A 21,293-nucleotide genomic window follows, 5' to 3' on the forward strand; every position below is an offset into this window, starting at 1 on the left:
TGCGCGAGCCGGGAACCCAAACGAAGCCCAGCGAAGCGGGTTTGTTTGGGAGAGGAGGGGCAAGGGAGCGGAGTGAACCCTGGCCGTCAGGCCGGGGTGAACGGTGCGGACTTTGACCCGACGAAGTGCGCGCAGCGGCCTGCATCCCATTCGAAAAAATGCTTGCATTTTTGAGAAAGCTTGTCGAACTGGTTCGACAAGCGGCTCTTATCCCCGCCAGGGCTTCATGCCCCGGACCTGCTGGACCAGGTCCTTGGGGACGGCCATGCGCACCAGGTTGGTGTGGTCGTAGGCGGTGAGGGAGAGGACCTTGACCACCCGCCCGGTGCACAGGGTCTCGCCCAGGTTGTTCCGGGCCTCCACCTCCAGCCCCACCGGGGGGAGGGGGAGGTACTCATAGGGAAAGTCGATGGTGGCCTCGCTCTCGCTGAAGTCGGGGTCGATCAGGAAGCAGGCCTGACCGGGGCAGGCGGCCACGCAGGCCCCGCAGCCCACGCACTTCTCCGAGTCGGCGTGGGGGAGCTCCGTGATGTCCTCTCCCACCACGATGGCATGGGTGGGACAGGCGAACTGACAGGGGTTGCAGGGGATGTGCTCCTTACAGTCAATGAGAATCCGGCGCATGGACCTCTCCTCCTTCCTCGCTCTCCACCGCGCCGTCCACGGTCTCGGCCAGCAGACTCAGGCGGATGGGCATGATGGGCAGACGGATGCTGCCGGGGAGAAACTGGTCCACTGGCAGGTGGTAATAGGCGCTTAAAATCTGGGCGATGAGGCGCTTGCAGGTGCGGCCCTGACAAAAGCCCATGCCCGCCCGGGTGCGCTTCTTGATGGCGTCCAGGGAGTCATCCCCCAGCCGGATGGCCTCCATGATCTCCTCCCGGGTCACCTCTTCGCAGCGGCAGACGATATCGCGTTCCTGTTTCATGCCTTCCAGACCTCCTCTTTCGCGCGGCGGCGTTTTTCTCCAAAGGGTCCCTGGCGCAGCCGGTCCAGGCGGCCCTGGATCTCGGCCCGGCGGCCCTCGTAGGTCCCCACGTCCAGCAGGCCCAGGCGGTAGGCGGCCCGGGTGCCGGCCAGGCGTCCCTCGTCCAGGGCGGTGCTGGCCTCCTCGATGCCGGCCAGGTCGCCGGCCACCAGGATGTTGGAGCGGCTGCTCTCCATGTGCCGGTTGTGGCGGGGGAGCTTTCCGCCCAGGGGTCCGGACCAGACCAGGTCGCACCCGCTCACGTCGGCCAGCTCCACCCGGGGGGTGAGGCCCACGGCCAGGCAGAGGGTGTCGCAGGGGATGACCTGCTCGGTGCCCGGGATGGGGGCGAAGTGCTCGTCCACCTGGGCGATCTCCACGGCCTCCAGGGAGCCGTCGCCCATGGCCCGGGTGACCGTGTGGCTCAGAAGGACGGGCACGCCCGCCCGGCGGACCTTTCCGGCGTGGACGGCGTAGCCGGAGAGCTTGGGGGCGGCCTCCAGGATGGCCTTGACGTTGGCCCCCGCCTGGAGGAGCTGATAGGTGACGATGAGGCCCACGTTGCCCGAGCCCACCATCACGATGTTCTGCCCGGGCAGGACGTGGTGGACGTTGGCGAAGGTCTGGGCCGCGCCGGCGGTCATCACGCCGGGGAGGGTGCAGCCGGGGAAGGCCAGGGCGTTCTCCGAGGCGCCGGTGGCCAGGATGAGGTAGGAGCCCTGGTAGCGGACGCTCTCGGTGTCGTTGGCGGCGGTGACGCTGCCGTCGGGGAAGATGCCCCACACCCGGCGGCCCAGGTGTATCTCCACCCCGGCCTCCTCGGCCTCCTGGAGCAGCTGGCGGCCGATGGCGAAGCCCCGGGTCCCGGCGTAGTGCTCCCGGGAGCCGAAGAACTTGTGGATCTGCTTGAAAAGCTGGCCGCCGGGGCGGTCGTTCTCATCCAGCAGGAGGACCTTGGCGCCCTGCCGTCCGGCCTCGATGGCGGCTCCCAGACCGGCGGGTCCGGCCCCCACCACGATCACATCATAGTGTTTCATGAAGCGCTCCCTCCATTTCCCTCCTGGGTGCGGACGGTCATGCCCTCCCGGACCCGGGTGATGCAGGTTTTCACGTTGGGCTTTCCGTCCACCTCCATCACGCAGTCGGTGCACTGGCCGATGCCGCAGAAGAGGCCCCGGGGCTCGTGATAGCGGGCGGTGTGGCGGAAGGTGCGGATGCCGTTGGCCATGAGGGCGGCGGCGATGGTATCTCCCTCCCGGGCCTCGATGGGGGTGCCGTCCACCGTGATGTGGACCACGGGGCGCTCCTCCACGGAGAGGATGGGATGTTGTTGGATCCGATGCATCAAAATTCCTCCTTTCAAAGGGCAGAGACGGTACGGTCGGGGGAGAAGGCGTCGCCCTCCCACACGAAGCCCTCGTCCAGGGCGCGCACCAGCACGCGGGCGGCGGCGGGGGCGATGGAGAAGGCCCCCTTGAAGCCGGTGAAGTGGAAGAGGTTGGGGAAGGAGCGGCTGAAGCCGAAGATGGGGAGCCCGTCGTGGGTGAAGGGGGTGACGCAGGCCCAGGCCCGGACGATCTCCAGGTCGCCCAGGGTGGGGAAGTGGTCCAGGAAGGTGCGGGCCGTGAGGCACAGGCCGGGGAGCGTGACCTCCCGGCTGTCCACCCCGGAGGTCTCGGTGGCCTGGGCAATGATGACGCTGCCGTGGGCGGTCTGCACGCCGCCCAGACCGATGTGGCGGCGCAGGGACATGTCCCGGTGGGCCAGGAACATCTCGCCGCCCACGATGGGACCCCGGATGCAGGGGGGAACGGGCTGGGAGACGAAGGCGGTGGCCCGGTGGTAGCCCAGGGGGATGGAGAGCCCCAGCATCCCGGCCAGATCCAGGCTCCAGGCGCCGGCGGCGTTGACAAAGAGGTCGCCCTCCACCCGGCCCTGGTTGGTCTGTACGGCGGTGACGGTGTCGCCGCAGGTCTCAAATCCGGTCACGCAGGTGTGGAGGCGGATCTCCGCCCCGGCGTCCTCGGCCTGGCGGTAGTAGTGGAGGGTGGTGAGCAGGGGGTTGAGCTTGCCCTCATGGGGGCAGTGGAGCACGCTGTGGATCACCGTGTCGTCCAGGAAGGGCTCCACCTCCCGGGCCTCCTTTCCCACCAGGATGCGGGCGGGCTCGCCCAGGCGGCGCAGGGCGTCGCAGACGGGGAGGGCCCCCTCGTACTGGGCCTCATCCTGGAGGACCACCACGCCGCCGGAGCAGTCGTATTCGATGGTCTCTCCCAGGTGGGAGAACTCCTCAAAGGTCTCGCAGGCCAGGGCATAGTGCCAGGGCTCGATGCGGTCGAAGAGGGAGAGCTGCCCCAGGTTGGCGCCCGAGGCGCCGCAGGCCAGTTCGCCCTTTTCCAGCACGGTGACCGGATGTCCGGCCCGGGCCAGAGCCGCTGCCGCCGCGGCGGACATCAGACCGCCGCCGATCAGTACCACACGTGGCTTCATGGGAAAGGCTCCTTTCATCAGTTGAGATAGAGGGTGGAAAACGAAAAAGGGCCGGCGCAGCTGCGCCGGCCCTCCTCGTATATTCGGTGAGGAGATAATGCGAAGTTCAAAGGATCGCGTTGGAAAAGCAGAGGTTAGTTGTAGGCAGCCAGCTGCTCCTTGGCAGCGTCCTGCTCATACTCGTTGGGAACGTCGATCTTGCCGCTCTTGATGTCCTCGTAGGCCTGATCCACGGCAGCCTGCACGTCCTCGGGCAGCGGGATGTCGGGGTTCCACTCCACGGACACACAGCCGTTGGCGATGGTCAGGTACATGATCTCGGCCTCAGCAGTGCCTTCCATGATGGCCTTGGTGGCCTCGTCATAGCCCACGTTGTAGTCGCCGATGATGTTGCCCAGAACCTTGCCGGGAGCCATGTCGAAGAAGTTGCCCAGGCAGCCGAAGGTGTAGACGTTCTCGCTCTCGCCCACGGCCTTCATGGCGCCGGCCTGACCCTCGTTGGAGTTGGAGAGGATGAAGTCGGCTCCGCTCTTGATCTGGTTCATAGTGGTCTCATAGCACTCGTTGGAGTCGGGGGAGCTGAGGACGGCCTCCTGGATCTTCAGGTCGGGGTTGACGCTCTTGGCGCCCAGGGCGAAGCCCATGGTGGTCTTGGTGTAGGCGGGGTAGTCGCCGCCCAGGGTGAAGGCGATGTTGTCGGTCTGAGTCATCATACCGGCCGCCACGCCCAGCACATAGGTGCCTTCCTCCGCGCACATGCACACGGGGAAGAGGTTGTCCCGGATCTCGGTGCCGCCGAAGGTGACGAACCAGGTGTCGGGATAGTCCTCGCAGATCTCAGCGAAGGGAGCGGAGCACTGACCGCCGTGACCGAAGACGATCTTGTAGCCCTCAGCGGCCATGGTCTCGGCCTCGGACTTGATGACGTCGGCGGTGCCGGCCTCAACGGTGGCCACCTCGTAGCCGTAGTTCTCCTCCAGCTTCTTGCCGGCCTCGGCGCCCTGCTGGGAGAAGCCGCCGTCGGTGGGGGAGCCGGGGATCAGGATGCCGATCTTCACGTCGGAAGCCTCGCTGCCGCCCTCGGCGGGAGGAGTGCTGCCCTCAGGAGTGGTGGCGGTGCCGCCGCCGCAGGCAGCAGTACCGAGCAGGAGCGCGCCGGACAGGATCAAAGGGATCAGCTTTTTCATGTTCATTCCTCCAATAAAATGTTTTTAAAACCAATGGTTTTGGTTACGGAATGGGATAAAACGTGATCAAATAGGATCCATACATTCTGCTGAGGAAGGGTGCTTGGATGGGAATGCTTACGCCTTCTCGTAGGCCACGCCCTTGGCGCTGGCGTCCACGGCCTTCTTCTTGCAGGCGGCCAGAACAGCCAGAACGGTGACGATGTAGGGCACCATCAGGATGAGGTTGTTGGGGATGTTGAGGCCCGCGTTCTGGAGGGTCATCTGCAGGGCATTGGAGCCGCCGAAGATCAGAGCACCCAGAAGCACGCCGCCGGGCTTCCACTTGCCCAGGACCACCACGGCCATGGCGATGTAGCCCTTGCCGCCGGTCATGTCCACCTGGAAGGTGTTGGACTGGGCGATGGCCAGGTAGGCGCCGGCCATACCCATCAGCAATCCGCTGAAGAGGGTGGCGGCATAGCGGGTGGTGAAGACGTTGATGCCCAGGCTGTCGGCCGCCTTGGGATGCTCGCCCACGGCGATGATCCGGGTGCCGATGGAGGTGCGGTTCATCAGGAACCAGATGGCCGGAACCAAGATGAAGCCGATGTAGACGATGATGTTGTGCTGGAAGAAGACCTCACCGATGAAGGGGATGCTGGAGAGGCCGGGGATCTGGATGGGAGGGAAGGGGGTGACCTGGGTGCCGCCGGTCTGCGCGTCAAAGAACATCTTGCGGAACAAAACGGCGGTGAAGCCGGAGCCCAGCATGTTGATGGCGCAGCCGATGACCACCTGGGGTGCCCTGAAGCGGATGGAGGCCACCGCAAAGATCAGCGTCATGAAGCAGCCTGCCAGCATACCGGCCAGCATGCCCAGCCAGTAGTTGTTGGTGTAGTAGGCCACGGCGAAGGCGGCAAAGGCACCGGTAAGCATGGTACCCTCCACGCCGATGTTGATGAGGCCGGCGCGCTCAGAGACCACCAGGCCCAGAGCAGCGATCAGAAGGGGAATGGCCATGCGAATCGTCGCAGCGAGGAAAGAAGAGAGATCCATTACTGCTTCGCCTCCTTCAAAACAGGCTTTTTACCGGGACGGGCCGGAGCGGTACGCTTTTTCTTCACGCGGCTGACCGCGGCCACAGCGACAAAGATGATGATGATGCCCTGCACGATGTCAGCGAAGGAAGAGGAGACGCCGATGTTGCGCTGCATGGCAGTGGAACCGGACGCCAGGAAGCCGAAGAGCAGGGAGCTGAGGATGACGCCGATGGGGTTGTTGTTGGCCAGGATGGCCACGGCGATGGCGGTGTAGCCGTAGCCGTTGGAGATCTTCTCGTAGAGGTAGTGGGCGGAGCCGGCCACCTCGAACGCGCCGCCCATGCCGGCCAGAGCGCCGGAGATGAGCATGGTGGAGATCATGGTGCGGCTGACGTTGATGCCGCCGTACTTGGCCGCGGTGGAGTTGTAGCCCACGGCGCGCACTTCATAGCCGAAGTAGGTCTTGAAGAGCAGGATGAAGATGACCACAGCGGCGATGCAGCCGAAAAGGAAGCCGGGATGCAGCTTGGTCTTGGCGATGAGGTAAGGCATGAAGCCCTGCTCCGCGATGGTGTAGGACTGGGGCTCGGCCTGGCTCAGGTCGCGCATGGGGTTGCGGACCAGATAGCCCACCAGCTGGAGGGCGATGTAGTTGAACATGATGGTGGTGATGATCTCAGAGATGCTGAACTTGGTCTTGAGGAGACCGGGGATGAAGGCCCAGGCGGCACCGGCCAGCGCACCGGCCAGAACCATGAGGATCATCAGGAGGATACCGGGCATATAGGTGAAGGTGATGCCCACCCAGGTGGCGGCGGTACAGCCCATGATGAACTGACCTTCTGCGCCGATGTTAAAGACGCTGCCGCGGTTGCCGATGGCCACGGCGATACCGGTGAACAGAAGGGGACAGGCCTTGTTCAGGGTGTTGCCGAACACGCGGAGATTGCCGAAGGTGGCGTCCCACAGGGAGACAAAGGCCTCATTGGCCGGATAGCCGAAGGCCGTCAGCAGCAGCCAGCTGCAGATGACGGCGAAGAACACCGCCACCAGGGGTTTCCAGATGGACTGTAACAGTCCCGTCAGTTTTTCTTTCATCCTTGGACGCCTCCTCCTGCGGCAGCGTGCTGCTCCGCCTTCAGATCTTCTTGGCTCTTACCGGCCATCATCAGGCCGAGAATGCTGACGTCGACATCGGGAGAGACCTCACCCATGACGCGCCCGCCGTGCATGACCAGGATACGGTCGGAGAGGGAGAGGATCTCGTCCAGGTCGGTGGAGATGAGCAGGACCGCCTTATCCTTGGCGCGCTCCTCCACCAGCTTGGAGCGGACGAACTCGATGGCGCCGATATCCAGGCCGCGGGTGGGCTGGATGGCCAGCATGACCTTGGGGTCACGGGAGACCTCGCGGGCCAGAATGACCTTCTGCTGGTTGCCGCCGGAGAGGCCGCCGGCCAGATACTCGGGATCGTGGGGACGGATATCAAAGGCCTCCACCATCTCGACGCCGTGCTTGGTGATGGCGTGGTTGTCGGCCATGAGACCGTGGGCAAAGGGGGCCTTGCGCTGGGTGCCCATGATCAGGTTCTGCTTGATGGGGAACTGGAGGACCAGACCCTTGGTGAGGCGGTCGTCCGGGATGTGGGCCAGGCCCAGATCCAGGTGGCGGCGGATGTTGGCCTTGGTGACCGACTCGCCGTCCAGACGGATGTCGCCGTCCTCGATCTTGCGTCCGCCGACGATGGCCTCGCCCAGCTCCAGTTGGCCGTTGCCGTCGACGCCGGCGATGCCGACGATCTCACCGGCGTGGACCGCGAAGGAGATGCCGTCCACCGCGGGCAGGCCCTTGTCGTTCTTGACGCGGAGATGGTCGATCTCCAGCAGGGGCCGGCCGGGCTCCTTGGGCTCGATCTGCCGCTCCAGATGGACGTCGCGGCCCACCATCATGTGGGCCAGCTCTTCCTCGGTGGTGTCCTTGACGTTGACCGAGCCGATCACCTCGCCCAGACGCATGACGGTGACGCGGTCGGCGTAGGTCATAACCTCGCTCATCTTGTGGGTGATGAGGATGATGGAATAGCCGCTGTCGGCCAGCATCCGGATGGAGGTAAAGAGCTCTTCCACCTCGTTGGGAGTCAGAACAGCGGTGGGCTCATCCAGAATGAGGATCTTGGCCTGACGCATCAGGACCTTGAGGATCTCCACCTTCTGCTGCACGCCAACGGGGATCTGCCAAATCAGGGACTGGGGATTGACGTTGAAGCCAAACCGGTCGTTGAGCTCCTGGACCTTTTTGTCCAGCTCTTTGATGTGGTGGACGATACCCGTCTCTTTATCCATGCCGAGGAAGATGTTCTGCGTGACGGTGAGCTGGGGGATCAGCATGAAGTGCTGGTGCACCATGCCGATGCCGTGCTGAATGGCCACGCTGGGGCTGGACATGTGAACTTCTTCCCCGTTGATGAGAATATGTCCTTCGTCATGGGCGTAAAGGCCGTAAAGGATGTTCATCAGGGTGGACTTACCGGCTCCGTTTTCGCCGAGCAGCGCATGGACTTCGCCTTGCTTCAGGGTAAATTCGATGTTCTTGTTGGCACAAAAATTCCCGAAGTATTTGCAGATGCCATGCATTTCTACAACGTTCATTTTCTGGCTCCTTTCGGATTGGTTTGTTTGCCGATGGGAACACGAGCTTTTCCGTTCGAAGCGCCGGAGAACCGCAGGGACACGGTAGACAGGCTTTCCAGCAGATCGCAGATGCAGAGACAGAGGTACAAGTCCTTTGTACTACATACAACTTATGATGATTATATAAAGACAGCCTGGTAAAGTCAATATAATTTTGACAAATCTCACGAAAGGGTGTGTAGATTATGAAAAAGAAGAAACTTAAAATAGAGCATTATTCTATAAAAAAGAAGGAAAGATCGGGCAAAAAAACGCGGGAATCGCAATGGAATATTACACAAAAGAAATACATTATAACATCATAAGACTATACAGTTTAAATAAAAAAGAAACAGAAAAGACAAAAAAAGAAGAGGGCACGTCAAATCTGTTACAGAGTCATCGCATCGTAAAACAGGTTTGACGTACCCTCACAAAGGGTCAGATCGGGGGGATTTCCAGCCGGTAAGGCGGCCTTACCAGTTTTTCCGCAGGAACTTGAGGTCCAGGAACCCGCTGCGGAAATAGATGGTGGAGTGGGCCACGATCTCATGGTCGTAGTTATAGACATAGTCGTCCATCAGAAGGACTGGCTCGTGCTCGCCCAGGTGCATCAGCTCGATCACAGCGGGGGGCGGGATGACCGCGTCGATGTGGGAGAGGGTGTAGGCCATGGTGGTGTGGCAGTACTGCTCCAGGAACTGATAGTGCCCCATGTTCTGGAGCTTGAAGATGGAATCCCGGGCGGGCTCGGCAAAACGCCCGTCGATGTGGTCGGTACAGTAGGCGGCCACGACGCCGTCGATCCAGCCCAGTTTTTCGGTATTTAAATAAGAGGTAGACTCCGGACCGAAAGCGGGGTCGTTCTGGAACACGAAGCCCAGGTTCAGAGACTCGATCCGGGGGTGGTAGCCGGCCTCCTCCATGGAGCGGAAGAGCTCCGGAGCGGTATCCAGCCGGAACGCGTTGTCGGCCAGCTGCGGATTGGCAATGGTACCCTTTCCGCGCCGACGGGTGACCACACCCATTTCCTCCAGAGAGGCCAGCGCGTCACGCAGCACATTCCGGCTGATGCCCAGCCGGCGTGAGAGCTCGTCCTCATTGGGAAGTTTGAAAGGGGCGTTGTCCTGACTTGAAGTGCGGATGAGATCCAAGAGCGCACGCTTTGTTTTATAGGAGAGCTGCTTATTGTCTACCCGCAGGATATGCAACTGATCATCCATCTAGTACCACGTCCAACAAAGTTTAATTCGCCTGAGAAACATCCTTATTATACCTCCCGGACCTGTTGAATGCAAGACTATATTCAAATAAACGAAAAAAAGAAAAAATGAAACCGGAAAATAAGATAAAATAGACAATCGGAAGGTTCGTGTAGCGAAAAAATTGATTTTTGTAAATGGAAGAAATGCAGAATAGAAGGAAAGACCCTGCAAAACCGTTCGTTCTACTTTGTGAAAGTGCCGAAGAAAGAGGCTCAAAAAAATATTTGGTAGTACTAATATACTAAAAAGTCATATAAAGTGAATGAAAAGAGATAGAAGCGGAACATAAAAAAGTAAAATTAGCATTTGAAATTTAGCATATTATACAGAATTAATAAAAATGAGGGAAATCCATAAATAAAATTGACATATTAGACGGAGCGGTCTATACTGACCTTAGTACTACAAAAGACCAAGGAGAGATGATTCAGACGCGGTGACCCCAGCCGGGAACCCCAGTGAAATGAGTGTTATTGCGGAAGATATGAAATAAGGTGTTATATATCCTGTCTCTCGGCGTTCTGTAAATCCAAAAGAAGGTGGATTCGAGATGGAAAACCTCAAGTATGGAATCAACGACAAGCCAACCCTTGTAAAGACCATTCCCCTTGCGTTCCAGCACGTGCTCTCCGCTTTCGCAGGCACGCTGTCCGGCGCACTGATGCTGGCGACCGGCATGGGCATGAACAGCCAGGATACCGCCCTGGTCGTCCAGTGTGCCATGCTCATCTGTGCCGTGGCCACCATCATCCAGTCGGTAGGCATCGGCCCTCTGGGCGCCCGTCTTCCCATCGTTACCGGCGGCAGCTACACCCTGATCGCTCCCATGGTGGCCCTCTCCAAGGACATGCCCATCGGCACGGTGTTCGGATCCTCCTTTGTGGCGGCCATCGCGCTGACCGTACTCGGCCCTCTGGCGGTCAAGTATCTGCATCGCTTCTTCTCCCCCGTGGTGACCGGCAGCGCCGTGCTGGCCGTCGGTATGTGCCTGATGGGCAGCGCCTTCAGCTACATGGTCAACAACTCCGCGGACCCCGCCAATGAGCCTCAGATCTGGCTCTTCGTGGGCATCGCTCTCTTTACTCTGGTTCTCACTCTGGTGCTGGACTCCTTCACCAAGGGCTTCGTCCAGTCCTGCTCCATCCTGATCGCTATCGTCGTGGGCTACGTCCTGTGCGTGGTGCTGGGTCTGGTGGACTTCGCCAGCGTGGGCACCGCCTCCTGGCTGGCTCTGCCCAAGCCCGTGAACTTCGGCTTCGGCTTTAACTTCAGCGCCATCATCACCCTGTGCATCGTGCACATCGCCACCGTCATGGAGAACATCGGCGACACCACCGGCGTGGTCTCCGGCGTGGAGGACCGCCTGCCCACCAAGAAAGAGCTCATGCGCGCCGTCAGCGGCGACGGCCTGGGCAGTGTGTTTGCCGCCCTGTTCAACGGCCTGCCCGTGATCTCCGGCTCCCCCAACGTGGGCATCATCACCATGACCGGTGTGGGCAGCCGCTTCGTCACCCTGGCCGGCGGCATCATCATCGGCATCCTGGCCTTCTTCCCCAAGTTCGCCCAGATCCTGGCTCTGACTCCCTACCCCGTCCTGGGCGGCGTGCTCTTCGTTTCCTTCGGTACCATCGCGGCCTCCGGTATCCGCGTGATCGGCATGAGCCGTATGAGCAAGCGTGACATCACCATCCTGGCCATGGCCATCGTGGTGGGCATCGGCGGCAGCGCCGCTTCCGCCAGCCTGAGCTTCCTGCCCTCCACCGTGCTGACCCTCATCACCGGCATCCCCGGCACCGCCATGACCGCTCTGGTCCTCAACATCATCCTGCCCCGCAGCAAGGCGGACAAGGAGTTCGAGGCCAAGCAGGCCGCCGAGAACGCCCGCCTGGAGGCTGAGGCCGAGGCCAAAGTGGCCGCCCAGACCCAGAAGAGCGGCAAGAAGTAAGCATTTTGTACCGGTTCCGGCGGGCGGGACAGGGGCGGGAAACCGCCCTTGCCCGATCTGCCAAAAACAGACCCTGAAGTTTGGTTGTTTTTTTCAAAAAAACAGGCGAAAGAGATATGAAGACTGCGTGACATTTCCGATGAGATTCGGTATAATAGGGCCAGGGAACCATTAATAAGACTTATGAAGGAGAACGGGTAACTATGGAATCCATTGAACTGAAAATCAACGGAGAAGTCAAGTCGGTCCAGGTGGAGAAAAACTGGACGCTGCTCTATGTTCTGCGTGAGGTCCTGGACCTGACCGGCGCCAAATGTGGATGCAACACCGGCGACTGTGGTGCCTGTAAGGTGATCATCGACGGCGAGGCGGTCAACTCCTGCCTGGTGCTGGCCCCTAAGGCCGTGGGCAAGGACATCTGGACCATCGAGGGCCTGTCCAACGGTCCGGAGCTCCATCCCATCCAGCAGGCGTTCATCGATGCCGGCGCGGTCCAGTGCGGTTACTGCACGCCGGGCATGGTGATGTCGGCCAAGGCTCTGCTGGACAGGAACCTGGATCCCTCTGAGGAGGAGATCCGCGCCGCGATCTCCAACAACCTGTGCCGCTGCACCGGGTATGTGAAGATCGTGGAGGCCATCCGGCTGGCCGCCGAGCGCATGCGCAACGCTTAACGAGGATACAGGAAAGGACGCAAAACATATGAGCTGTGAAACTCCTACCAACGGAATGATTGGAAGCCGCCTCCCCGTGCGGGACGCACAGGTCAAGGTCACCGGTCAGCTCAAGTACGTAGCCGATATGAAGATGCCCCATATGCTGCACGCCAAGGTGCTCTTCAGCCCCGTGGCTCACGCCCGGATCAAGAGCATCGACACCAGCGAGGCGGAAGCCCTGCCCGGCGTGCGTGCGGTGGTGTGCTACAAGAACGCCCCCGACATTCCCTTCAACTGCTGCGGCGAGAACATCGACGAGAGCAAGAACGAGCGCATCTTCGACCAGGTGGTCCGCTATGTGGGCGACAAGGTGGCCGCGGTGGCCGCCGACACCGTGCAGATCGCGGAGAAGGCTCTCAAACTGATCAAGGTAGAGTATGAGGAGCTGCCCTTCTACATCGACCCGGAAGAGGCCATGAAGGAGGACGCCTATCCCATCCACGAGGGCGGCAACATCGCCGAGGTGGTCAACCTGAACCAGGGCGATGTGGATGCCGGCATGCAGGAGGCCGACCTGGTCTTTGAGGACCGGTACAGCCTGCCCGCCATCCACCACAGCGCCATCGAGACCCACGCGGCCCTGGCCTCTTACGACGCCAACGGCAAGCTCACCGTCTGGTCTCCCTCCCAGGACGCCTTCGCGGTGCGGGTCAACCTCTCCCGGCTGTTCGGGCTGAAGATGAGCCGGGTCCGTGTGGTGGCCTCCGCCATCGGCGGCGGCTTCGGCGGCAAGATCGACATGATCGTGGAGCACGTGGCGGCGCTCCTGTCCATCAAGACGGGCCGCCCGGTGCGCCTGGTCTACACCCGGCGGGAGGACATTCCCTCTTCCCACAGCCGCCATCAGATGATCGTTTACCTCAAGACCGGCGTGAAGAAGGACGGCACCGTCGTGGCCCAGGACTTCAACGTGGTCATCAATGCCGGCGCCTTCGCCGGCGGCACCTCCAGCGTGGCCTGGGCCATGGGCGGCAAGCTCTTCCGCATCATGGACACCCCCAACATCCGCTTCAAGGCCACCGAGGTCTACACCAACTGCACCTGCGGCGCGGCCATGCGCGGCTTCGGTTCGCCCCAGGAGTTCTTCGCCCAGCAGCGTCAGTTCAACAAGATCGCCAAAGAGCTGGGCATGGACCTGACCGAGTTCCTCCTCAAGAACCTGAAGGGGGAGCAGGGCATGGACCTGCGCAACAACACGCCTCTGGGCAACACCTATGCCAAGGCCTGTGTGGAAAAGGGCGCTGAGATCTTCAACTGGAAGAAGGCCCTGGAAGAGCAGGAGGCCTCCCGCAAGGAGAACGGACGCTACCGCATCGGCGTGGGCATGGCAGTGGCCGCCCACGGCAACGGCGTGTTCGGCGTCCATCCCGACACCACCGGCATCATCCTGCGGATGAATGAGGACGGCACCGTGATCCTCTCCAGCGGCTGCTGCGATATGGGCAACGGCTCGGTCTCCCTCCAGGGCCAGCTGGTGGCCGAGGTCCTGGGCATCCCCATGACCGACATCGAGTACATCCAGGCCGATACCGACGCCACCCTGTGGGATCTGGGCAACTACTCCAGCCGCGGCACCTACGTCAGCGGCGCGGCGGCGGTGAAGGCAGCCAACAGCCTGAAGAAGATGCTCCTGGAGGAGGCGGCCGACGTGCTGCCCGAGGATCCCGACCGGATCGTGTTCCACGACGGACGGGCCTGGAGCCTGAACTACCCCGACCGCTCCGCCAGCATGGCGGACCTGGCCCACCACGCCCACCACAAGAACCAGCGGGATCTGGTGGTGGCCGAGACCTTCGCCAGCCAGGCCATGGCGGTCTCCTACGGCGCCCACTTCGTCAAGACTCAGGTGGACACCGAGACCGGCGAGGTCAAGGTGCTGGACTATGTGGCGGTCCACGATGTGGGCACTCCCCTGAACCCCATGTCGGTGGAGGGCCAGATCGAGGGCGCCATCCAGATGGGCCTGGGCTATGCGCTGTGCGAGAGCATCGACCGGGACGAGAAGGGCAAGGTAAAGAACGGCACCTTCCGCACCTATCACATCTTTACGTCCACCGAAATGCCGCCCATTCGGATCGGCTTTGTGGATAAACCGGAGGAGACCGGCCCCTACGGAGGCAAGAGCATCGGCGAGTGCTCCGTGGTCCCCGCACCGGCCGCCATTGCCAACGCGGTATCCAACGCGGTGGAGGGCGACTACCATGACCTGCCTCTGCGCAAAGAGGTGGTGCTTGCGGGTCTTCCCCAGTAAGCAGCATCGAAACGCCTCGATTTCGAGGCGTTTCGGAAGAGGGACGGAGGGTTCCGTCTCCCTTCCGAGACGCCCCAAATGAATGGAAATGGAGCTGATACCATGGAATTTGAAGGAAAGGTTGCCGTCGTTACCGGCGCCGGACAGGGCCTGGGTGCAGGCTTTGCCAAGGACTTTGCCCGCCAGGGTGCCAAGGTGGTCCTGCTGGGCCGGACCCTCTCCAAGGTGGAGAAGGTGGCCGAGGAGATCAAGGCCGAGGGCGGCTGGGCGCTGGCCCTGGGCTGCGACGTGGGCGACCGGGACCAGGTGAAGGCCAGCTTTGAGCGCATCTTCGCTGAAGTGGGCGGCGTGGACATCCTGGTGAACAACGCCGCGTATCACCGCTCCCTCTCGGTGCTGGACACCAGCATGGAGGAGTGGGACAAACACATCAATTCCAATCTGAATGGTACCTTCTACTGCATCAAGGCAGTGCTCCCCGGCATGGTGGAGCGGCGCTACGGCAAGATCATCAACATCAGCTCGTCGGGCGCCAAGCTGTTCTTCCCCGGCTTCGGGGCTTACGCGGCCTCCAAGGGCGGCATCGTCTCCCTGACGCAGATCCTCTCGGAGGAGGTCAAGAACTACAACATCAACGTCAACGCCATCTATCTGGGCATGACCAATACCGAGCACACCCGGGAGCGCATCGACAGCGACCCCGCCGTCACCGTCAAGCTGGACGAGATGCTCCAGGTGGACGAGGTGTCCAAGGTGGTCTGCTTCCTGGCTTCCGATGCCGCCGCTCCCATCATGGGCGCCGCCATCGACGTATTCGGAAAGAAAGCATAAGAACGGAATAAAAAATAAGACAGAAAGAAGGTAAAACAAGATGGTCAGTACGAATCAGCGCGCCATGAAAGTGGTGGAGGAGCTGCTGGAGAACGCGGAAGCTCTGGGCTGCAAGGTGGTCAAGCTGGACTGCGGCGCTACCGTCATCGACCTGGGCCTCAACTGCCGGGGCAGCTGGCAGGCCGGCGTCCTCTTCACCCGGGCGTGCATCGGAGACCTGGGCGTGGTCAGCCTGAGTGATTTCAAGCTGAATGACCAGTACAGCTTTGCCGCCGTCAATGTCTTTATCGAGCAGCCCCTCATCGCCTGCCTGGGCTCTCAGATCGCCGGCTGGAAGCTGGGGGAGGGCGAGTTCGCCACCATCGGCTCCGGTCCCGCCCGCGGCATCGCCCACGTGGCCTCCGACTGGTACTTTGAGATGACCGACTACAAGGACGACTATGACAAGGCGGTCCTGTGCATCCAGGATGTGAAGTATCCCTCCAACGAGATCGCCCTGGAAGTGGCCAACGCCTGCCATGTCAAGCCGGAGGACACCTACATCCTGATGTCTCCCAGCACTTGTGTGGCCGCCTCCATCCAGGTCTCCGCCCGGATGCTGGAGCAGACCTGCCACAAGATGTTCGAGAAGCACTTTGACCCCGCCCAGATCGTTATGATCCGCGGCAAGGCCCCCATCGCCCCGGTGGTGAAGGATGAGCTCAAGACCATGGGCCGCATCAACGATGCTCTCATCTACGGCAGCGAGATCGAGGTGTGGGTGGACGCCGAGGACAAGGACATCGCCAAGGTCATCCACCAGCTGGCGGGCAAGACCTCTTCCCCCAACTACGGCGAGCTCTTCGAGGACGTGTTCAAGGATGCCGGCTGCGACTTCTTCTATGTGGACCACGATGTCCATTCCGTGGGCAAGATTCAGATCCACAACGTGAACACCGGCCGGGCCTACTGCGCCGGCGAGATCAACTACGAGGCGCTGGAGCGCAGCTTCCTGAACTAAGGGATCTCAGCGCGTCACCTAAAATTTTTTAGGTGAATCCGTTTGTGATACATACTACTAATTTCAATAAATAGGAGGAAACAAGATGGCACTTTCGAATGAAAGATTATTGAAGCTGTATCGTGACATGGTCATGATCCGCCGCTTTGAGGAGGTCATCGAGACCTATGCCGCCAACGGCACCGTCCCCGGCTTCGTACACCTGAGCATCGGCCAGGAGGCCTGCCAGGCCGGCGTGGTGGACTGCCTGAAGAAGACCGACTATAAGTTCCCCGATCACCGCGGACACGGCGCCATCTGCCTGTGCGGCACCGATCCCAAGCTGGTCATGGCCGAGATCTTCGGCAAGGCCACCGGCATCAACCACGGCCGCGGCGGCTCCATGCACGTCAACGACCTGGACTGCGGCAACATGGGCTTCAACGGCATCCAGGGTTCCACCATGGTCACCTGCCTGGGCACCGCTTTTAACGCTGTTTACAACCACACCGACGCCGTTACCGCCGTGTTCATGGGCGACGGCACCCTGGGTGAGGGCACCTGCCATGAGAGCATGAACATGGCCGCCACCTGGAAGCTCCCCATCATCTACTGCCTGGTGAACAACCAGTACGCCATCTCCACCAAGTACACCGAGGCTCATCCCCAGAAGCGCCTGAAGACCTGGGGCGAGGGCTACGAGGTGCCCAGCTTCTTCGTGGACGGCAACGACATCGAGGCCGTCGTGGAGGCCGTCGAGGCCGCTGTGGAGCGCGCCCGCAAGGGTGAGGGCCCCACTCTGCTGGAGTTTGACACCTACCGCTGGCAGGGCCACTTCGCCGGCGACCCCGCCGCCTACCGTCCCGAGGAGGAGGTCCAGGCCTGGAAGGATCGCGATCCTGTGAAGCTGTGCCGCAACACCATGCTGGAGCGCGGCATCTCCGAGGCCGACATCAAGAAGATCGAGGACGAGGAAGAGGAGCACGTGCAGGAGATGCTGAAGTTCTCTCTGGAGAGCCCCTATCCCGGCATCGAGACCGCTACGACCTACACTTATGCTGACAGAGAGGTGGAGACGAGATGAGCAGAGGAAAGAAGCTTTCTTACGGCATGGCCATCAACGAGGCCCTGCATCAGATCATGGAGCAGGACGAGCGCGTGTTCGTCCTGGGCGAAGACGTAGCCAAGATGGGCGGCGACTTCGGTATCACCAAGGGCATCTGGGCCAAGTGGCCTGACCGCATCAAGGACACCGCTCTGTCCGAGTCCGCCATCCTGGGCCTGTCCTGCGGCGCCGCCGTCTGCGGCCTGAAGCCCGTGCCCGAGATCATGTTCGCTGACTTCCTGGGCGTCGGCTTTGACCAGATCACCAACAACGCCGCCAAGCTGAACTACATGTATCAGGGCAAGGCCCACTGCGGCATCACCGTCCGCGCCCCCCAGGGCGGCGGCATCCGCTGCGCCTACCATCACTCCGCCTGCGTGGAGTCCTGGTTCATGAACACCCCCGGCCTGGTCATCGTGTGCCCCACCACCCCCTATGAGGCCAAGGGCCTGCTGATCTCCGCCATCAAGAGCGACAACCCCGTGCTCTTCCTGGAGCACAAGGCTCTGTACAACGTCAAGGGCGAGGTGCCCGAGGAGATGTACGAGATCCCCCTCTACGAGGCCGAGATCGAGCGCGAGGGCAGCGACGTGACCATCGTGGCCACCCAGACCATGCTGGCCAAGGCCCACAAGGCCGCCGAGGAGATGGAGAAGGAGGGCGTCAGCTGCGAGATCATCGACCTGCGCACCGTCTTCCCCTACGACAAGGACACCATCCAGAAGTCCGTCGCCAAGACCGGCCGTCTGGTCATCGCCCAGGAGGGCGTCAAGTGTGGCGGCTGGGCTGCTGAGATTTCCGCTATGATCAATGAGGACGTGTTCGAGTACCTGCGCGGTCCCGTCAAGCGCGTGACCGGTCTGGATTCTCCCATGCCCTTCTCTCCGGATCTGGAGGACTACGTCATGCCTCAGCAGGACGACGTGGTCAAGGCCATCCGCGAGGTTATGGAATATTAAGGGGAGGATACGATAATGATTACGAAATACGGTATGCCGAAGTTCGGCCTCTCCATGGAGACCGGCATCATCGGCGAGTGGCTCGTGAAAGAGGGCGACTCCGTGAAGAAGGGCGACGCCCTGGTGGAAGTGAGCACCGATAAGATCACCAACACCGGCGAGGCTCCCTGCGACGGCGTGATCCGCAAGATCATCGCTCAGGTGGACGACGAGATCCCCTGCGGCGAGACCATCTGCCTCATCGCCGACAGCATGGATGAGCCCGTGGACGGCGACGCCCCCGCCGCGGCTCCTGCCGCCGCTGAGGCCGCTCCTGCCGCTGCCCCCGCTGCGGCTCCCGCCGCCGCGCCCGCCGCTCCCGCCGGGGATGTGAAGATCACCCCCCGCGCCAAGAAGATCGCCGAGGAGAAGGGCCTGGCCTACGCCCACATCAAGGGCACCGGCCTGCTGGGCATGATCACCATCGACGACCTGAAGAAGTACGGCAAGCCTCTCTCCGAGGTGGCTGCTCCCGCCGCTCCCGCGCCCGCTGCGGCTCCCGCCCCTGTGGCCGCCCCCGCGGCTCCTGTGGCCCCCGCGCCCGCGGCCGCTCCGGCTCCTGCCGCCGCTCCCGCCCAGGTCTACAACACCGCGCCCTGCGCCGAGGGTGACGTCATCACCAAGATGACTCCCATGCAGTCCGCCGTGTGCAAGGGCATGATGAACTCCCTCCAGGGTTCCGCCCAGATCACCATCGCCACCGAGGCCGATGTGACCAACCTGGTGAAGGTGTACAAGTCCATCAAGGGCAAGTACAAGAACGCCGGCGTGAAGCTCAGCTACACCGCCATGCTCATCAAGTCCGTGGCCCAGGCTCTGGAGAACCATCCCGCCATGCGTATGACCGTGGCCGACGCCAACCACATCAAGACCACTGCCCGCATCAGCATCGGCTGCGCTGTGGACATCCCCGACGGCCTGATCGTGCCCGTCATCCGGGACGCCAACCTGAAGGACCTGCGCACCATCTGCCTGGAGCTGGCCGATCTGACCGAGCGCGCCAAGGCCGGCAAGCTCAACAGCGATGAGCTGGGCAATGCCTCCATCACCATCACCAACCTGGGCATGTTCGGCATCACCTACTTCACCCCCATCATCAACGCTCCCGAGGGCGCCATCCTGGGTGTTGGCGCGATCCTGGAGAAAATGATGGTGAAGGACGGCGGCTTCTATCCCGGCTCCGTCATGAACCTGAGCCTGACCCACGACCACCGTGTCATCAACGGCGCGCCCGCGGCCCGCTTCCTCCAGGAGGTCATCACCGGCCTGCAGGACTTCAAGTGGCTGTAAGACACGCCCCACGGAATGGCTGACGACCACCCACTGATATTGACGTGAGTACTTCCGCTCACTGAACCGAACCGGCGGCGGCCAACCCAAACTGCGGTTGGCCGCCTGCTGTCTATCCGGCTTAGATTGGCATCCCCGCATGTATACGAAACGGAAAGGATCGTCGCTATGAAGCAGATTGACCTCATTATCAAAAATGCCTACCTCATCACCATGAATGCCAAGCGGGAAGTGATTCCCAATGCCTGCATCGCGGTGGAGGGAGACAAGATCCTGGCGGTTGGAACCGATGCGCTTTTGGAGCAGTATCAGGCCGACAAAGTTATTGACGCCGCGGGCAAGTATGTCTTCCCCGGCTTTATCAGCACCCACTCCCATCTCTTCCAGACCATGCTCAAGGGTCTGGGCCGGGACAAGTTCCTCATCGACTGGCTCAACAGCTCTGTGCGGGTGGCCCTGCACAACTTCGACGAGGAGACCGTCTACTATGCCGCCCTGCTGGGCTGCATGGAGGGCATCCGCTCCGGCACCACCACTATTCTGGACTATATGTACGCCCACCCCATCGCCGGGCTGGACGACTGCGTGACCCAGGCCTTTGAGGACATCGGCATCCGCGGCGTCCTGGGCCGCGCCTTCACCAACGTGGCTTCCTTCCCGCCTGAGATCGCCTGCCCCCGTGTGGAGACCGAGCGGGACTTCTTCGACGACGTGCGCCGTCTGAACACCAAGTATCAGAACCACTCCCGCATCAGCGTGTGCATGGCCCCCGGCATCATCTGGGACCACACTGACGAGGGCTTCCGGGAGATGCGCAGCACCGCCAACGAGCTGCACATGCCCATCACCATGCACCTGGTGGAGACCCCCGACGACGATGCCTTCTCCCGTGAGCAGTACGGCGAGGACACCATCCCCCACCTGGAGAAGCTGGGCGTCCTGGGCCCCGACTTCATCGCCGTGCACTGCGTGTATATGAAGGACGAGGACCTGGATACCTTCAAGAAGTACGACGTGAAGGTCTCCCACAACCCCAACTCCAACATGGTCCTGGCCTCCGGCGTGGCCCGCATCCCCGAGATGCTGGAGAAGGGCATCACGGTCAGCCTGGCCTGCGACGGCTCGGCCAGCAACGACACCCAGAATATGCTGGAGGTCATCAAGGCGGCCAGCCTCATGCAGAAGGTCCATCACTGCAATCCCTCCCTGATGCCCGCCTCCACCGTGCTGGAGCTGGCCACCCTGGGCGGCGCCCGCACCCTGGGCCGGGAGAGCGAGCTGGGCTCCGTGGAGGCCGGCAAGAAGGCCGACTTCATCCTCTTCGATCCTCTGAGCCCCTGGTCCGCCCCCGTGTATGATCCGGTCAGCACCCTGACCTATGCCTGCAGCCCTGACAACATCAAGGCGGTGGTCATCGACGGCAAGGTGGTCATGGAGAACGGCCATATGACCACGGTGGATGAGGAGAAGGTCATCCGCGAGGCCCAGCGTCTGGGCACCAAGCTGGTGGAGAAGTCCGGCCTGGGCAACGTCCAGTGGGGCCAGAAGATGCCCCTGATGCACATTTGATCTGGTGGG

Annotated in this window: 19 protein-coding genes; 9 read left to right on the plus strand and 10 right to left on the minus strand. The window is 61.7% G+C overall.

The features are described 5' to 3' along the window. Positions 1-207 precede the first annotated feature (207 nt). From INF37_RS03130 to INF37_RS03175, 10 genes are all read right to left on the minus strand, one after another. The gene (locus INF37_RS03130) at positions 208-624 is read right to left on the minus strand and encodes a 4Fe-4S dicluster domain-containing protein (RefSeq protein WP_193536347.1); all 417 of its coding nucleotides are present in this window, start codon (positions 622-624) and stop codon (positions 208-210) included. Further along, on the minus strand, positions 605-928 hold the full coding sequence (locus INF37_RS03135) for a (2Fe-2S)-binding protein (RefSeq protein ID WP_101693624.1): 324 nt from the start codon (positions 926-928) through the stop codon (positions 605-607). The genes INF37_RS03130 and INF37_RS03135 overlap by 20 nt, the downstream gene beginning before the upstream one ends. After that, positions 925-2,004 carry an NAD(P)/FAD-dependent oxidoreductase gene (locus INF37_RS03140; protein ID WP_193536349.1) on the minus strand — a complete coding sequence of 360 codons (1,080 nt, stop codon included), beginning with the start codon at positions 2,002-2,004 and terminating at the stop codon, positions 925-927. The genes INF37_RS03135 and INF37_RS03140 overlap by 4 nt, the downstream gene beginning before the upstream one ends. Then, on the minus strand, positions 2,001-2,312 hold the full coding sequence (locus INF37_RS03145) for a (2Fe-2S)-binding protein (protein ID WP_101693622.1): 312 nt from the start codon (positions 2,310-2,312) through the stop codon (positions 2,001-2,003). Before INF37_RS03145 ends, INF37_RS03140 begins: the two co-directional genes overlap by 4 nt. 14 nt (positions 2,313-2,326) lie before the next feature. After that, positions 2,327-3,457 (minus strand): NAD(P)/FAD-dependent oxidoreductase, encoded by a 1,131-nt coding sequence (locus INF37_RS03150; protein WP_193536351.1) that lies wholly within the window; start codon positions 3,455-3,457, stop codon positions 2,327-2,329. Positions 3,458-3,591: 134 nt separating this feature from the next. Beyond that, positions 3,592-4,644 carry a BMP family lipoprotein gene (locus INF37_RS03155; protein WP_193536353.1) on the minus strand — a complete coding sequence of 351 codons (1,053 nt, stop codon included), beginning with the start codon at positions 4,642-4,644 and terminating at the stop codon, positions 3,592-3,594. A 117-nt stretch (positions 4,645-4,761) separates the two neighbouring features. Next, positions 4,762-5,682, minus strand: coding sequence for an ABC transporter permease (locus INF37_RS03160; RefSeq protein WP_101693619.1), 921 nt, complete (start codon positions 5,680-5,682; stop codon positions 4,762-4,764). Then, the gene (locus INF37_RS03165) at positions 5,682-6,764 is read right to left on the minus strand and encodes an ABC transporter permease (protein ID WP_101693618.1); all 1,083 of its coding nucleotides are present in this window, start codon (positions 6,762-6,764) and stop codon (positions 5,682-5,684) included. The genes INF37_RS03160 and INF37_RS03165 overlap by 1 nt, the downstream gene beginning before the upstream one ends. Continuing rightward, positions 6,761-8,314, minus strand: coding sequence for an ABC transporter ATP-binding protein (locus INF37_RS03170; protein ID WP_193536355.1), 1,554 nt, complete (start codon positions 8,312-8,314; stop codon positions 6,761-6,763). The genes INF37_RS03165 and INF37_RS03170 overlap by 4 nt, the downstream gene beginning before the upstream one ends. Before the next feature lie 497 nt (positions 8,315-8,811). Next, complete coding sequence (locus INF37_RS03175) at positions 8,812-9,558, minus strand: GntR family transcriptional regulator (protein WP_101693616.1); 747 nt, start codon at positions 9,556-9,558, stop codon at positions 8,812-8,814. 592 nt (positions 9,559-10,150) lie between these two features. Here INF37_RS03175 and INF37_RS03180 point away from each other — a divergent pair. From INF37_RS03180 to INF37_RS03220, 9 genes are all read left to right on the plus strand, one after another. Continuing rightward, entirely contained in the window at positions 10,151-11,545 is a 1,395-nt protein-coding gene (locus INF37_RS03180) for a uracil-xanthine permease family protein (protein ID WP_193536357.1), read from the plus strand. A gap of 203 nt (positions 11,546-11,748) precedes the next feature. After that, positions 11,749-12,219 carry a (2Fe-2S)-binding protein gene (locus INF37_RS03185; protein WP_193536359.1) on the plus strand — a complete coding sequence of 157 codons (471 nt, stop codon included), beginning with the start codon at positions 11,749-11,751 and terminating at the stop codon, positions 12,217-12,219. 28 nt (positions 12,220-12,247) lie between these two features. Next, a complete protein-coding gene (locus INF37_RS03190) occupies positions 12,248-14,512 on the plus strand; it encodes a xanthine dehydrogenase family protein molybdopterin-binding subunit (protein WP_193536361.1) in 2,265 nt (754 codons plus the stop codon). 102 nt (positions 14,513-14,614) lie between these two features. Next, on the plus strand, positions 14,615-15,343 hold the full coding sequence (locus INF37_RS03195) for an SDR family NAD(P)-dependent oxidoreductase (RefSeq protein WP_101694009.1): 729 nt from the start codon (positions 14,615-14,617) through the stop codon (positions 15,341-15,343). A 40-nt stretch (positions 15,344-15,383) separates the two neighbouring features. Next, positions 15,384-16,343 (plus strand): methenyltetrahydromethanopterin cyclohydrolase, encoded by a 960-nt coding sequence (gene mch / locus INF37_RS03200; protein ID WP_101693612.1) that lies wholly within the window; start codon positions 15,384-15,386, stop codon positions 16,341-16,343. Between the two features lie 85 nt (positions 16,344-16,428). Then, on the plus strand, positions 16,429-17,406 hold the full coding sequence (locus INF37_RS03205; RefSeq protein ID WP_101693611.1) for a thiamine pyrophosphate-dependent dehydrogenase E1 component subunit alpha: 978 nt from the start codon (positions 16,429-16,431) through the stop codon (positions 17,404-17,406). Then, positions 17,403-18,386 carry an alpha-ketoacid dehydrogenase subunit beta gene (locus INF37_RS03210; protein WP_101693610.1) on the plus strand — a complete coding sequence of 328 codons (984 nt, stop codon included), beginning with the start codon at positions 17,403-17,405 and terminating at the stop codon, positions 18,384-18,386. The genes INF37_RS03205 and INF37_RS03210 overlap by 4 nt, the downstream gene beginning before the upstream one ends. 15 nt (positions 18,387-18,401) lie before the next feature. Further along, on the plus strand, positions 18,402-19,715 hold the full coding sequence (locus tag INF37_RS03215) for a dihydrolipoamide acetyltransferase family protein (protein WP_186962856.1): 1,314 nt from the start codon (positions 18,402-18,404) through the stop codon (positions 19,713-19,715). Between the two features lie 168 nt (positions 19,716-19,883). Beyond that, entirely contained in the window at positions 19,884-21,284 is a 1,401-nt protein-coding gene (locus tag INF37_RS03220; RefSeq protein WP_101693608.1) for an amidohydrolase family protein, read from the plus strand. Positions 21,285-21,293 lie beyond the last annotated feature (9 nt).

This window comes from Pseudoflavonifractor gallinarum (genome assembly GCF_014982855.1).
GTDB lineage: Bacteria > Bacillota > Clostridia > Oscillospirales > Oscillospiraceae > Pseudoflavonifractor_A > Pseudoflavonifractor_A gallinarum.

Coding starts and splice junctions, on each gene's coding strand:
- INF37_RS03195 (WP_101694009.1), top strand. CDS start 14,615: ATGGAATTTGAAGGAAAGGTTGCCGTCGTTACCGGCGCCGGACAGGGC.
- INF37_RS03170 (WP_193536355.1), bottom strand. CDS start 8,314: ATGAACGTTGTAGAAATGCATGGCATCTGCAAATACTTCGGGAATTTT.
- INF37_RS03210 (WP_101693610.1), top strand. CDS start 17,403: ATGAGCAGAGGAAAGAAGCTTTCTTACGGCATGGCCATCAACGAGGCC.
- INF37_RS03205 (WP_101693611.1), top strand. CDS start 16,429: ATGGCACTTTCGAATGAAAGATTATTGAAGCTGTATCGTGACATGGTC.
- INF37_RS03215 (WP_186962856.1), top strand. CDS start 18,402: ATGATTACGAAATACGGTATGCCGAAGTTCGGCCTCTCCATGGAGACC.
- INF37_RS03175 (WP_101693616.1), bottom strand. CDS start 9,558: ATGGATGATCAGTTGCATATCCTGCGGGTAGACAATAAGCAGCTCTCC.
- INF37_RS03150 (WP_193536351.1), bottom strand. CDS start 3,457: ATGAAGCCACGTGTGGTACTGATCGGCGGCGGTCTGATGTCCGCCGCG.
- INF37_RS03185 (WP_193536359.1), top strand. CDS start 11,749: ATGGAATCCATTGAACTGAAAATCAACGGAGAAGTCAAGTCGGTCCAG.
- INF37_RS03220 (WP_101693608.1), top strand. CDS start 19,884: ATGAAGCAGATTGACCTCATTATCAAAAATGCCTACCTCATCACCATG.
- INF37_RS03130 (WP_193536347.1), bottom strand. CDS start 624: ATGCGCCGGATTCTCATTGACTGTAAGGAGCACATCCCCTGCAACCCC.
- mch (WP_101693612.1), top strand. CDS start 15,384: ATGGTCAGTACGAATCAGCGCGCCATGAAAGTGGTGGAGGAGCTGCTG.
- INF37_RS03145 (WP_101693622.1), bottom strand. CDS start 2,312: ATGCATCGGATCCAACAACATCCCATCCTCTCCGTGGAGGAGCGCCCC.
- INF37_RS03190 (WP_193536361.1), top strand. CDS start 12,248: ATGAGCTGTGAAACTCCTACCAACGGAATGATTGGAAGCCGCCTCCCC.
- INF37_RS03140 (WP_193536349.1), bottom strand. CDS start 2,004: ATGAAACACTATGATGTGATCGTGGTGGGGGCCGGACCCGCCGGTCTG.
- INF37_RS03135 (WP_101693624.1), bottom strand. CDS start 928: ATGAAACAGGAACGCGATATCGTCTGCCGCTGCGAAGAGGTGACCCGG.
- INF37_RS03165 (WP_101693618.1), bottom strand. CDS start 6,764: ATGAAAGAAAAACTGACGGGACTGTTACAGTCCATCTGGAAACCCCTG.
- INF37_RS03155 (WP_193536353.1), bottom strand. CDS start 4,644: ATGAAAAAGCTGATCCCTTTGATCCTGTCCGGCGCGCTCCTGCTCGGT.
- INF37_RS03160 (WP_101693619.1), bottom strand. CDS start 5,682: ATGGATCTCTCTTCTTTCCTCGCTGCGACGATTCGCATGGCCATTCCC.
- INF37_RS03180 (WP_193536357.1), top strand. CDS start 10,151: ATGGAAAACCTCAAGTATGGAATCAACGACAAGCCAACCCTTGTAAAG.